Raw genomic sequence first — 12,772 nt, forward strand, 5'->3', positions numbered from 1 at the left:
CCCTCCAATCGTTGGTCTCAAGAGCAGCGGATTCCACCGGATGCCGCCCCACGATCGCCTTGCCATTGTAGTTCAGATCACACTGGGAATCGGTGCAATTCCAGCACTTCCGGAGTCCGCAGGAATCGGGCCTGCTCAGCCACGTTTTCGGGCCACCGCGAAAATCCTGCGGAACGGAAACACGGTCCCGTGCCGGTCTGTCGGGTAGGCCTCGCGCAGCATGGCTGCGTACTGGTTTTCGAAAACGGCCGCTTCGTCGTCGGGAAGGGCCGCGAGGACGGGACGGAGGCCGGTCCCCCGTACCCAGTGCAGCACGGGGTTGGGCCCTGGCAGAAGTTGCTGGTAGGTGGTTTCCCAGGCGTCGGCGTCGCAGCCGGCGTCGAGCATGACCCGCAGGTAGTCGGCCGGTTCGCCGACGGCGTCGTCGTGGCGCAGCACACCGGACAGCCTCCCGGACCACTCAGGCGAACCGGCTAGCTCCCGCATGAGCGCGTGGGACGGCGCGGCGAAGTTTCCTGGGACCTGGAGCGCGAACCATGCGCCGGGTTTCAGCGCTTCCAGCCACCCGGCGAGCATTGCCAGGTGCCCGGGCACCCACTGCAGGGCTGCGTTGCTGACCACGACGTCGGTGTCCGCTTTCGGTGTCCACTCGGCAATGTCCGTGTAGGCGAACGAAAGACCTGGTTGGGTGCCCGCGAGGCGTCCGGCCTTGGCCAGCATCTCCGGAGAAGAGTCCAGCCCGACGACGGCGGCACCGGGCCAGCGAGTCGCGAGGCTCGCCGTGAGGTTCCCTGGACCGCAGCCCAGATCCACGACGTGCCGCGGATCCTCGGCCAGGATCCTCGAGGCCAGGTCAAAGAACGGACGGTCGCGGTGATTTCCGAACTCGACGTACCTGGCTGGATCCCATTTCACTGCTGTCTCCATCGTCTGTCTCCGTGGTCTCTTCCTCTCCACACTAAGCTGGAGGGCAATGAAACTTCTTGAGCAGCTCCCCGGAACCTCCACCGCCGGAACATCCAACGCTGGAACCTCCGACGCCGGATCGGGCAGTGGACACGTTGACCCGGACGAAATCTACACACGCTTCGTTGAATGGACGGAGAGCCGCGGGCTTCAGCTCTACCCCGCGCAGGATGAAGCGATCATGGAACTCGCGTCCGGCGCCAACGTGATCCTGGCGACCCCCACCGGCTCCGGAAAATCCTTGGTAGCCATCGCGGCGCACTTCGAGGCCATGTCCAGGGGGATGCGCAGCTACTACACGGCCCCCATTAAGGCCTTGGTCTCCGAGAAGTTCTTCGCCCTCTGCGAGATCTTCGGAGCGGAGAATGTCGGCATGATCACCGGCGACTCGGGGGTCAACCAGGACGCGCCCATTATCTGCTGCACCGCCGAAATCCTCGCCAACATCGCCCTGCGCGAAGGCAAGGAAGCCGAGCTTGGCACGGTCATCATGGACGAGTTCCATTTCTACTCCGATCCCCAGCGCGGTTGGGCTTGGCAGGTGCCCCTCCTGGAACTCCCCCAGGCCCAATTCCTCCTGATGTCAGCCACTCTGGGAGACGTCAGCCGCTTCGAAACCGGCCTGACCGAACTCACCGGCCGGTCCACCACCACTGTCAGCTCAGCCGAGCGCCCTATCCCACTGCACTACTACTTCCAGGAAACTCCGGTCCACGAAACCCTCGAGGAACTCCTGAGCACCAAGCAAGTTCCCGTGTACGTGGTCCACTTCAGCCAGGTCGAGGCCATCGAACGCGCCCAGAACCTCATGAGCATCAACATGTGCACCCGCGAGGAGAAGGACAAGATTGCCGAGCTGATTGCCGGCTTCAGGTTCGCGGCCGGCTTTGGCAAGACCCTTAACAGGCTGGTCCGCCACGGCATCGGCGTCCATCACGCTGGCATGCTGCCCAAGTACCGCCGCCTCGTGGAGCAATTGGCACAGGCAGGGCTCCTGAAGGTCATCTGCGGCACCGACACTCTCGGCGTCGGAATCAACGTACCTATCCGCACCGTCCTCTTGACGGCCCTGAGTAAGTACGACGGCGTCCGGACCCGTTTGCTGAACTCCCGCGAGTTCCATCAGATCGCCGGCCGCGCGGGCCGGGCAGGGTATGACACTGCCGGAACGGTTGTGGTGCAGGCTCCTGAACACGTGGTGGAGAACGCGAAGGCGATGGCCAAGGCCACCGCAAAGTTCGGTGACGACCAGAAGAAGCTGCGGCAAGTGGTGCGAAAGAAGCCGCCGGAGGGCTTCGTCTCCTGGGGGCAACCCACCTTCACGCGTTTGGTGGAGTCCGTGCCGGATCCGTTGACGTCGAGTTTCACTGTGACACATGCAATGCTGCTCAACTTGCTGGAGCGTCCTGGCGACCCCTTCGTCGCCACCCGCCGCCTCCTCACCGAAAACCACGAGGCACGGCCCGCGCAACTGCAGCTCATGAAGAAAGCCCTGGGTATCTACCGCGAGCTGCTGGCCGCCGGAGTGGTGGAACGCATTCCCGAAGCCGAGCAGGAGAAAGAAGGCCGTTCCGTCCGGCTGACCGTTCACCTGCAAGCCAACTTCGCCTTGAACCAGCCACTCTCACCGTTTGCGCTTGCGGCGCTGGAGCTTCTGGACCCGGAGTCGCCGTCGTACGCTTTGGACGTTGTGTCCGTGATCGAAGCAACCCTCGAGAAACCCCGGCAGATCCTGTCTGCGCAGCAGAAGAAGGCACGCGGCGAGGCCGTCGCCGCGATGAAGGCCGATGGCATTGACTACGACCAGCGCATGACGATGCTCGAAGAGGTCAGCTACCCGCAGCCCCTCGCGGAGATCCTGGGCGAAGCTTTCGAGGTCTACCGCAAGGCCGCTCCGTGGGTGGGCGACTTCGAACTCGCCCCGAAGTCGGTGGTCCGGGACATGTATGAGCGCGCCATGAATTTCGGCGAGTTCGTCCAGTTCTATGGGCTTGCCCGCTCCGAGGGCATCGTGCTGCGGTATTTGGCCGATGGTTTCAAGGCCCTGCGTCAGACGGTCCCTCAGGACTCGCTCCGCGAAGACCTCGAGGACCTCATCGCCTGGCTGGGCGAACTGGTCCGCCAAGTCGACTCCAGCCTGCTCGACGAGTGGGAAGAGCTCACCTCCGGGGTGGCTCCGACCCCGCACGATGCTCCGCCTCCTCCCCCGCCGTCACTCACGTCCAACATCCGCGCCTTCAGGGTCATGGTCCGCAACGAAATGTTCCGGCGTGTTGAGCTGTTCGCGGACGAGGACGCTGCCGCCTTGGGCGAGCTCGACGCCGGCAGCGGCTGGGATGCGGAACGTTGGGAAGACGCCCTGGACGACTATTTCGACGAACACGACGACATCGGGACCGGCCCGGATGCCCGCGGTCCGGGGCTCCTCATGATCACTGAGGAACCCGGCATCTGGCGTGTGCGGCAGATCTTCGATGACCCTGCCCGCAACCATGACTGGGGCATTTCGGCCGAAGTGGACCTGGAAGCCTCCGACGAGAGCGGCACCGCCGTGGTCAGGGTGACCGCGGTCAACCGCCTCTGAGCCTTCTAGCAAGACCGGGGGCTCCTAGTAAGCTCGAATCATGAGTGTTATCCGCCCTGCCACCGCGTCCGATGTCCCCGCGATCCTGCAGATGATCCACGAGCTTGCGGTCTACGAAAAAGAGCCCGACGCCGTGAAGAACACGCCGGAAATGCTGACCGCTGCCCTGTTCGGTGAAAATCCACGAGTGTATGCGCACATGGCGGAGAACGCAGCCGGGGACGTCCAAGGCTTCGCCATGTGGTTCCTGAACTACTCCACGTGGGAAGGTGTCCACGGCATCTACCTTGAGGACCTTTACGTCACACCGGATGCGCGGGGCGAGGGCCACGGCAAGGCTCTCCTGCAGCATTTGGCCGCCACCGCCGTCGAACGCGGTTACGCAAGGGTGGAATGGAGCGTCCTGGACTGGAACGAGCCGTCCATTAACTTCTACCGCAGCCTGGGCGCCATACCCATGGACGGCTGGTCCACCTTCAGGCTGACTGGCGAAGCCCTGGGTGCCTTTGGCAGCGATGACAAGGTCCTGACGCGTGGCTGAGCGCATGGTTGGGCAGGCTGCACACACGATCCGGGCACGCCATGAATTCCGGGGACTCCGGACCACCGAGCATTTCTTCACGGTGCCCCTCAACCACTGGCCTTCCGCGCTTGCGACGGACACCGGCGGTGGCCCTGCCGAGACGATCACCGTCTTCGCCCGGGAGTTCGTCTCCGCCGAGCACTCGGCCGAGGACGCTGCCCTGCTGCCGTGGTTGCTTTACCTCCAAGGTGGACCGGGCGGACGCGGAACGCGGACCACGTCCTTGTCCGGCTGGATGAAGGCTGCCGCAAGAAGCTTCCGCATCCTGATGCTGGATCAACGGGGTACCGGATTGTCCACGCCGGCGGACCGCAATACGTTGCCTCTCCGAGGCGATGCCGCGGCCCAAGCGGACTACCTCACGCATTTCCGGGCGGACTCGATCGTGGCCGACGCCGAACTTATCCGGAAAGCCCTGGGCTCGGAGCCGTGGACCGTCCTTGGCCAGAGTTTCGGTGGTTTCTGCGCGCTGACATACCTGTCCTTCGCGCCGGAAGGTCTGAGCGAAGTGCTCATCACCGGAGGGCTTGCGCCGTTGGAAGGGTCTGCCGAGCGGGTCTACCGGGCCACCTTCCAACGGGTTGCGGAACGGAATGCGGAGTACTTCGCCTGGTATCCGGAGGACCGCGAGGTGGTGACCCGGATCGCGCGGCATCTGAGCGCCACGAAGGAGCGCCTGCCCAGCGGAGAACGCCTGACCGCGGAACGCTTCCAAATGGTGGGATCGTTCCTGGGTGGGAACACCCGCGTGGATGCCCTGCACACACTCCTGGAGGACGCCTTTGTACCCTCCGCAGATGGAGAGCGCCTTTCTGACGCCTTCCTCGAGCAGATCCATGGCCTCGTATCCCGGGCATCGAATCCCCTGTACGCGGTCCTGCACGAGGCCATCTATGGCCAAGAGGAAGCCACGGACTGGGCGGCATGGCGCGTGCTCGCGGAGTTCCCGGAGTTCCAGCCCGAGGCCGCCGAGCCGCTCCTTACGGGCGAAATGGTCTACCCCTGGTACTTCGAACAAGACCCGGCCCTGGTACCCCTGCAGGAAGTGGCCGCCCTGTTGGCCGGCAAGCGGGACTGGAAACCCCTCTATGATGTGGCCCAGCTGAAAGCGAACGCCGTGCCGGTGGCGGCTGCGGTGTATCGCAACGACATCTATGTGGACTTCCAGCTATCCATGGAAACCGCCGCGGCTGTGCGCGGACTGCAAGCCTGGACCACCGAGGACTTTCATCACGATGGTATCGGCGAAGACGGAGAAGGAATCTTCAACCGTCTGTTGGCAATGGCCCGCGGCAAGGGCTGAGGTATTTCCGCACCAGCAGGCTGTTCAGTTCACAGGACGATTCAGCCTGCTGGCCGGAAGCTTCGCCAGAGCGACCGCTGCAGTCGCCAGCACGGCCATCGCGAGGACGCCTGAAGCCATATTGAGCCCTTGGTACCCCACCCAACTCAGCACGAACCCCGAGAAGCCTCCGCCGAGGGCACCGGCCGCGCCCATGAATGTGTCCGAGACTCCTTGGACCATGACGCGTTGCGACTGCTCGACGCTCTCTGCCAAGAGGGTTGACCCCGAAATCGTTGCGGCCGACCATCCAAGACCGAGCACGACCAGCCCAACAGTCACCAACACGGGGTCCTGCTGGCCGAAGCCTGCCACGGCGACGGCCACCGCCAGCAGCAAGAAGCCAAGCACGATCGTCTGGGTCCTGCCTACCCGGTCCGTCAGCCACCCCATCACCGGGGACAAGGCGAACATCCCCGCGATGTGCATCGAAATAGTGAATCCGATGATCACCAAGGCGTCGGTACCCATCGCATGGCCGCCGTCGTGCCCCATATGGTCTCCAGCCGTCCCGCCTGAAACGAGCTCCTGCAAATGCAGTGGCGTCATCGACATGACGGCGACCATGATTCCGTGCGCTGCAATGACGGACGTCAAGGCCAACATCGCCTGCGGAGACGACCGCACCGCCCGGAATCCCACCATCAGCGGACGACGCCGGGGCCCTCTTACTCCAGCGTGCGCACCAGCGCGTCCACCGTCGTCGTGCGTCCCTTCGGCCAGCCGCCGGGCCAGCAACAAGGGATCGGGGCGCAGTCCGATCATCAGCAGCACCGCCGCCAGCAGCAATCCGGCAACGGAAAAAACGAATGGCCCGGCGATCGCCGGCAGGCCCAAAGCCTCTCCGACGACGGCGCCCGGCTGGATGAGGTTCGGACCCGCCACTGCGCCGATGGTGATCGCCCAGACCACGGTGGCAAGCGAGCGTCCGCGGTGTTCCGGCGCAGCGAGATCGACGGCGGCGAATCGCGCCTGGAGGTTCGACGCCGTGCCAAGTCCGAGGAGGGCGGCACCAAGGAGGAGCACCGCGAAAACCCCGGTAGCCGCCGACACGATGATGGAAATCGCTCCGAGCATCGCGGCCAGGAGGCCGGTAACCAATCCGACGCGACGCCCTCTGCGCTGGGCAAGGCCGGCAAGTGGCAAAGCGGAGACCGCTCCGGCGAGCGTGAGCACGGTGGTGACAGACCCCGCCCAAGCACTCGATCCACTGAGCTGGACAGCAAGCAGCGATCCGATCGACAACGTAGCGCCGTTGCCCACACCACTCAGCAACTGTGCCGTGCTGAGCAATCGGACGGTGCGTCGCTGCACTGCTGCAGTCTCGAGTGTTTTAGGGGAAGTCAACGCCATTTCACGAGCATATCCTCGCCAAAGCGGAACCCGGCCACGTCTGTGACCGGGTTCCGAGGCGTTCCACAGTTGTTAGTGGCCGGAGACGTTGTTCATGCTCTTGCGGGAGTCCTCCTCGAGCCGTGCGTCCAGCTTCGACTTGGTGGCCGCGGGGCTCAGGAGGCTCGCAACAACCGCCACCGCGATGGTGCCGATGATGACTGCCAAGGACACGTAAGTGGGGATCTCCGGAGCCCATTCGATGTGCTGGCCGCCGTTGATGAAGGGCAGTTCGTTGACGTGCATGGCGTGCAGGACCAGCTTGACGCCGATGAAAGCAAGGATCACCGACAGTGCGTGCTTGAGGTAGATCAAGCGGTTCATGAGGCCGCCGAGCAGGAAGTACAGCTGGCGCAGGCCCATGAGGGCGAAGATGTTGGCAGTGAAGACGATAAACGCGCTCTGGGTCAACCCGAAGATAGCCGGAATGGAATCCACGGCGAACAGTAGGTCCGTCATGCCAATGGTCACGAACACGATCAGCATCGGGGTGAAGAGCTTCTTGCCGTCAACCGTGGTGCGCAGCTTGCCGCCGTCAAACTTTTCGGACATCGGCACAACCTTGCGGATGCGGGCAATGAGCGGGTTCTCGGACGTATCTTCCTCGTCTTCACCGTCGTCCGTGGCCTGCTTCCACGCCGTCCACAACAAGAACGCACCGAAGACGTAGAAGACCCAGCTGAACTGTTCGATCACCACAGCACCAAGGGCAATGAAGATCCCGCGCAGGACCAACGCAATGATGATGCCCACCATCAGCACTTCCTGCTGGTACTTACGGGGCACCGAGAAGCGCGCCATGATGATGATGAAAACGAAGAGGTTGTCGATACTCAAGCTGTATTCAGTGACCCAGCCGGCGATGAATTGACTGCCATGCTCCGGGCCGGAAAAAGCGAACATCGCTCCGGCGAACACCAAGGCGAGGGTGACGTAGAAGGCGACCCAGAGACCCGCTTCCTTCATGGAAGGTTCATGTGGGCGCTTGATCACCAACAGGAGGTCAACAAGCAAGATTATTCCGAGAACGACAAATGAGCCGACCTCAAACCAGACGGGGAGTTCCATCAACAGGCCTTTCGCAGGTACGCCAAAACGGCGTAAGTCTCTCCGACCTGCCTGCGTCTCCATGCCCAACGGCAAACAACGCTCAACGGCGATCCGCTAAGCCCGGCGAGGCATCTGTGCCTTGCGTGTTGACGGACTTAGCGCTTGGGATACTCCCCTACGTAGGCCCAACTTTACCCTAAGCGTGCCCGGCGGATTGCATTTGGCGGAGTTCACGCTTGAGGTCACCGACCTCGTCACGGATCCTCGCGGCGATCTCAAACTGCAGTTCGGCGGCAGCAGCGTGCATCTGCTCGGTCAACTGTTCGATCAATCCCACCAGGTCTTCGGCCGGGGCCGCAGCCAGGCCATCGTGCCGGACCTTGGTGCCCCCCTTGCCCTTGCCGGTCCGGCCACCCTTTCCGGCCGCTGCCAACAGCTCACGGGTATCGGCGTCTTCGCGGGCGAGCTGATCGGTGATGTCAGCGATCTTCTTGCGCAGCGGCTGCGGATCCACACCGTTGTCGGCGTTGTACTTGACCTGGATTTCGCGGCGGCGGTTGGTTTCCTCGATGGCCTTGGCCATCGAGTCGGTGATCCGGTCGGCATACATGTGGACCTGGCCCGAGACGTTTCGGGCGGCGCGGCCGATGGTCTGGATCAGGGACGTGGCCGAACGCAGGAAACCTTCCTTGTCGGCGTCGAGGATGCTGACAAGTGACACTTCAGGCAAGTCGAGGCCCTCACGGAGCAGGTTGATACCCACCAGGACGTCGAAGCTGCCCATGCGGAGTTCGCGGAGCAGTTCAACGCGCCGAAGGGTGTCGACGTCGGAGTGCAGGTATTGAACCTTGACCCCATGGCCCAGCAGGTAGTCGGTGAGGTCCTCGGCCATGCGCTTGGTGAGGGTGGTGACCAGCACGCGTTCGTCCCGCTCCACCCGGGTCCGGATCTCGCCGAGGAGGTCGTCAATCTGGCCCTTGGTCGGCTTCACGATGACTTCGGGGTCGATCAGGCCGGTGGGGCGGATGATCTGCTGGACGAAACCGTCCGCCTTGCCGAGCTCGTACTTGCCGGGGGTGGCGGAGAGATAGACAGTCTGGCCGACGCGCTCCAGGAATTCATCCCACTTGAGCGGCCTGTTGTCCATGGCGGACGGAAGGCGGAAGCCGTGGTCCACGAGGGTGCGCTTGCGGGACATGTCGCCCTCGTACATGGCACCGATCTGCGGGACCGTGACGTGGGATTCGTCAATGACCAGGAGGAAGTCGTCCGGGAAGTAGTCGATGAGACAGTGCGGAGCGGTGCCGGAACCGCGCCCGTCGATATGGCGTGAATAGTTCTCGATCCCGTTGCAGAATCCCATTTGCTGCATCATCTCGAGGTCGTACGTGGTGCGCATGCGCAACCGCTGGGCCTCCACCAGTTTGTTCTGGCCTTCCAGCACCTTAAGCCGTTCCGCGAGTTCTTCTTCGATCGCGGTGATGGCGCGCGACATGCGCTCCGGGCCGGCGACATAGTGCGAAGCCGGGAAGATGTACATCTCGGTTTCCTCGCGGATGACGTCGCCGGTCACCGGATGCAGGGTGTAGATGTTCTCGATTTCGTCGCCGAAGAACTCGATGCGCAGGGCGAGCTCTTCGTACATGGGAATGATTTCCACCGTGTCCCCGCGGACACGGAAAGTACCGCGGTGGAAGTCCATGTCGTTGCGGGTGTATTGCATCGAGACGAATTTGCGCAGGAGATGATCCCGGTTCATCTCGGCGCCCTTGGTGAGCGTGACCATCCCGGCGATGTATTCCTCCGGGGTACCGAGGCCGTAGATGCAGGACACCGTGGCCACGACGACGACGTCCCGGCGGGTCAGCAGCGCGTTGGTGGCCGAGTGTCTCAGGCGCTCGACTTCCTCGTTCACGGAGGAGTCCTTTTCGATGAAGGTGTCCGTCTGGGGAACGTAGGCTTCGGGCTGGTAGTAGTCGTAGTAAGAAACGAAGTACTCGACAGCATTGTTGGGCAGAAGTTCCCGGAATTCGTTGGCGAGCTGGGCGGCGAGGGTCTTGTTCTGGACCATCACCAGGGTGGGCCGCTGGACCTGTTCGATCAGCCAGGCAGTGGTGGCGCTCTTGCCAGTGCCGGTAGCGCCAAGCAGCACGACGTCTTTTTCGCCATTGTTGATGCGTTCGGTCAGTTCCGCGATAGCGGTCGGCTGGTCACCTGCGGGCTGGAATTCGCTGATGACCTCAAAGGGCGCGACAACACGGTTGATCTCCTGGGCAAGGCTCATGCATCCAATGTACCCCCGCCCGCGGACAGCTACTGTCCGCGTTTCCCTCCTTGCCCGGCATCGTCGCCGGGCCGCATCCAAGTGTTATCCAGGCGCCCCATGACGGAGCGGAACATCTTGATGGCGAACCACACCCCGGCCACAAGCCAGGCAGTCCACGCCAGCCAGAATGCGGTTGCTGGTAGGAGAACCCGCCAGGTCGGTGCTTGAGATCCGGCAACGAATTCCTCACGACCACCGGCAAGGAACCACAGCAGCGCGGCCCCGGCCATGAGGGCGACACCAGTCCACGCCAACGCGCGGACTGCGCCGAGACGCTCGCCCTCAAGATGCGGGGTGATTCTTCGTTTGGCAGTCATGCATGCCACCTAGCCTTGGGCCACGGAGTACGACGGCGGCCGCCACCCGCTGCTCTCGGCCCAGGCATCCATGAGCGGCCAGGCTACCTCGGTAAACCACGGCTCCTTGGCCTCCGCGTACCCCAGCGTCCGGGGGTCGCCGGCGTGCACCTCGGCGAGCCGCTGTTTCAGGTCCGCATACATCTTCACGGCAACGGGGTTGGCACGGAGCCAATCCCGGAACAACAACGCGTAGCGCCAACCCGGGCTTCCGAGGACCCTCACATGGATGTTGACGGCCCGTCCGGGGTCCGCGTTGCAATGGAAGCGTTTTTGCCAGGCCGAGGGATCCAAGTCCGGCGGCTTGGGCGTGTCACGAGCGGAAGCCTCCCGCAACGGGAAACCGGCCTCGCCCAGAGCGGGAGCTATCCGGTCTGCCGCTTCCAGCGAGGGCACGGTGATTTGCAGATCGAGGATGTCTTTGGCGGGAAGCCCGGGTACAGCGGTTGAACCGATGTGGTCCGCGCCCAGCACTTCCGGAGATGCTTTCTTGATCCTGGCAAGAAGCCTTTCAGCCTGCAGCGGCCAGCTGGGGTCAGGGTCGGACAGTATGGGCCCGCCGGATCGTGGTGCCGGGCGACCGGCCGCAAGATTTCGGGCAAATGGCGCCAAGCGCTCTTGCCACAAAGTGTCCACGAGCGCCGTGACATCTTCGACGCTTCCGGAGTTGTCCACCACGATTTCGCCTGCAGCCAGCCGTTCATCCCTGGTGGCTTGGGCGGCCATCCGCGAGACTGCGTCATCGAGAGTCATTCCACGGATCTCCGTCATGCGCCGGAGGCGCTCCTCATCCGGCGCATCCACCACCAGCACCAAATGGAAGTTGCTGCCCTGCCCGGTTTCGACCAGCAGCGGAATGTCCTGGACCACAACGTTCCCGGGTTTTGCCATGGCGAGCAGCTCGCCGGCCCGTTCCCTGACCAGCGGATGGATGATCGCGTTGAGCGCCTCCCGGCGATCCGGCTGAGCGAACACAATCGCACCGAGTCGTGCCCGGTCAAGGCGCCCCTCGGCGTCGAGGATGTCCTCCCCAAACTCAGCCACGACGCCCGCCAAGCCCGGCGTCCCCGGCTCAACGACCTCCCGGGCCAGCGCATCGGCGTCGATCAAGACGGCGCCCAACTCCCTGAGCCGGGCAGATACGAGTGATTTGCCGGAGGCGATCCCGCCTGTAAGTCCAATCTTCAACACCCCTCCACACTAGACTGGGTCGGTGGCAGATCAGGACGAAAGCCGGGCGACGGCGTACACAACGTTGGCGCTGGGTGCCGATTTCCGCCACGAGCTCGAGATCAAGCGTTCGCGCTTCATCACCGTGCTGCGCCGCGCTTCCAACGAAGACGCCGCGCGCGCCTTGGTGGCAGAGCTCCGGAAGGAATTCCATGATGCCCGGCACCATTGCTCCGCTTTTGTCCTCGGTCCGGATCGCATCATCCAGCGTTCCAACGACGACGGCGAGCCCTCCGGAACAGCCGGCATCCCCATGCTCGAGGCGCTCATCAAACGGGAAACGCTGCCCGGGGTGACCGACCTCAGCGACGTCAGTGCCGTCGTCGTGCGCTATTTCGGCGGGATCCTCCTGGGCGCCGGTGGGCTGGTCCGGGCCTATTCCGAGTCAGTCTCGGCTGCGCTTGACTCCGCTCCCCTGGTTCAGCGGCGACGCCTGCGGATTTGCGCCATCCCTGTGGCCCACCACGCTGCCGGGAGGCTGGAGAACGATCTGCGCTCTACAGGCTACGTCATGGCTGAAACAAGCTACGAGCCCACGGAGACCGTGCTGCGCCTGGCCTTGCCTGACGATGCAACATCAATCGCCGACGCCGGCGAACGGCTGGCAGCCATGACCGGCGGCGCGTCGGGACTCCAATTGCAGGGAACGGAATGGGTCGACGTCCCGGGTTGAACCCACATCCACGGGACATGCCCTCCCCTGGGTCTCACCACTGGACATAACAGCTATATGCCCAGTCCTCGCTGCCAAGGATGCGCATGTCCCACGGAGACCTGGCAAGAAAACCGGACATGTCCCCTCGGAACGCGGGCCACGGGACATGCCCTCCCCTGGCTGTCACCGATGGACATAACAGCTATATGCCCAGTCCTCGCTGCCAAGGATGCGCATGTCCCACGGAGACCTGGCAAGAAAACCGGACATGTCCCCTCGGAACGCGGG

10 protein-coding genes are annotated in these 12,772 nt (G+C 63.5%); 4 read left to right on the forward strand and 6 right to left on the reverse strand.

Features of this window, described 5'->3' with window-relative positions:
* Nucleotides 1–135: 135 nt before the first annotated feature.
* On the reverse strand, nt 136–915 hold the full coding sequence (locus tag HNP00_RS02110) for a trans-aconitate 2-methyltransferase (protein ID WP_184735386.1): 780 nt from the start codon (nt 913–915) through the stop codon (nt 136–138).
* Nucleotides 916–973: 58 nt separating this feature from the next.
* Between HNP00_RS02110 and HNP00_RS02115 the strand changes: the two genes are divergently transcribed.
* The 3 genes from HNP00_RS02115 to HNP00_RS02125 are packed head-to-tail and all read left to right on the forward strand — an operon-like array spanning nt 974 to nt 5,436.
* Nucleotides 974–3,550 (forward strand): RNA helicase, encoded by a 2,577-nt coding sequence (locus HNP00_RS02115; protein ID WP_184735388.1) that lies wholly within the window; start codon nt 974–976, stop codon nt 3,548–3,550.
* A 40-nt stretch (nt 3,551–3,590) separates the two neighbouring features.
* Nucleotides 3,591–4,091, forward strand: coding sequence for a GNAT family N-acetyltransferase (locus HNP00_RS02120; protein ID WP_184735390.1), 501 nt, complete (start codon nt 3,591–3,593; stop codon nt 4,089–4,091).
* Nucleotides 4,092–4,095: 4 nt separating this feature from the next.
* Entirely contained in the window at nt 4,096–5,436 is a 1,341-nt protein-coding gene (locus HNP00_RS02125; protein ID WP_184735651.1) for an alpha/beta fold hydrolase, read from the forward strand.
* A gap of 24 nt (nt 5,437–5,460) precedes the next feature.
* Here HNP00_RS02125 and HNP00_RS02130 read toward each other — a convergent pair whose 3' ends face one another.
* From HNP00_RS02130 to coaE, 5 genes are all read right to left on the reverse strand, one after another.
* Nucleotides 5,461–6,828 carry an MFS transporter gene (locus HNP00_RS02130; protein ID WP_184735393.1) on the reverse strand — a complete coding sequence of 456 codons (1,368 nt, stop codon included), beginning with the start codon at nt 6,826–6,828 and terminating at the stop codon, nt 5,461–5,463.
* A gap of 72 nt (nt 6,829–6,900) precedes the next feature.
* Complete coding sequence (locus tag HNP00_RS02135; protein ID WP_184735395.1) at nt 6,901–7,935, reverse strand: TerC family protein; 1,035 nt, start codon at nt 7,933–7,935, stop codon at nt 6,901–6,903.
* Between the two features lie 178 nt (nt 7,936–8,113).
* Entirely contained in the window at nt 8,114–10,201 is a 2,088-nt protein-coding gene (gene uvrB, locus HNP00_RS02140; protein WP_184735397.1) for an excinuclease ABC subunit UvrB, read from the reverse strand.
* Between the two features lie 29 nt (nt 10,202–10,230).
* On the reverse strand, nt 10,231–10,560 hold the full coding sequence (locus HNP00_RS02145) for a hypothetical protein (protein WP_184735399.1): 330 nt from the start codon (nt 10,558–10,560) through the stop codon (nt 10,231–10,233).
* A gap of 9 nt (nt 10,561–10,569) precedes the next feature.
* Nucleotides 10,570–11,790, reverse strand: a complete 1,221-nt coding sequence (gene coaE / locus HNP00_RS02150) for a dephospho-CoA kinase (RefSeq protein ID WP_184735401.1) — start codon at nt 11,788–11,790, stop codon at nt 10,570–10,572.
* Nucleotides 11,791–11,812: 22 nt separating this feature from the next.
* Here coaE and HNP00_RS02155 point away from each other — a divergent pair, with 22 nt between their 5' ends.
* The gene (locus HNP00_RS02155; protein ID WP_184735403.1) at nt 11,813–12,502 is read left to right on the forward strand and encodes a YigZ family protein; all 690 of its coding nucleotides are present in this window, start codon (nt 11,813–11,815) and stop codon (nt 12,500–12,502) included.
* Nucleotides 12,503–12,772 lie beyond the last annotated feature (270 nt).

It is taken from the genome of Arthrobacter sp. AZCC_0090 (genome assembly GCF_014207375.1).
Taxonomy (GTDB): domain Bacteria; phylum Actinomycetota; class Actinomycetes; order Actinomycetales; family Micrococcaceae; genus Arthrobacter.

Excerpts from the sequence above, each read along its gene's own strand:
- HNP00_RS02135 (WP_184735395.1), bottom strand. The coding sequence starts at position 7,935 with ATGGAACTCCCCGTCTGGTTTGAGGTCGGCTCATTTGTCGTTCTCGGA.
- HNP00_RS02115 (WP_184735388.1), top strand. The coding sequence starts at position 974 with ATGAAACTTCTTGAGCAGCTCCCCGGAACCTCCACCGCCGGAACATCC.
- uvrB (WP_184735397.1), bottom strand. The coding sequence starts at position 10,201 with ATGAGCCTTGCCCAGGAGATCAACCGTGTTGTCGCGCCCTTTGAGGTC.
- HNP00_RS02145 (WP_184735399.1), bottom strand. The coding sequence starts at position 10,560 with ATGACTGCCAAACGAAGAATCACCCCGCATCTTGAGGGCGAGCGTCTC.
- HNP00_RS02130 (WP_184735393.1), bottom strand. The coding sequence starts at position 6,828 with ATGGCGTTGACTTCCCCTAAAACACTCGAGACTGCAGCAGTGCAGCGA.
- HNP00_RS02120 (WP_184735390.1), top strand. The coding sequence starts at position 3,591 with ATGAGTGTTATCCGCCCTGCCACCGCGTCCGATGTCCCCGCGATCCTG.
- HNP00_RS02125 (WP_184735651.1), top strand. The coding sequence starts at position 4,096 with ATGGTTGGGCAGGCTGCACACACGATCCGGGCACGCCATGAATTCCGG.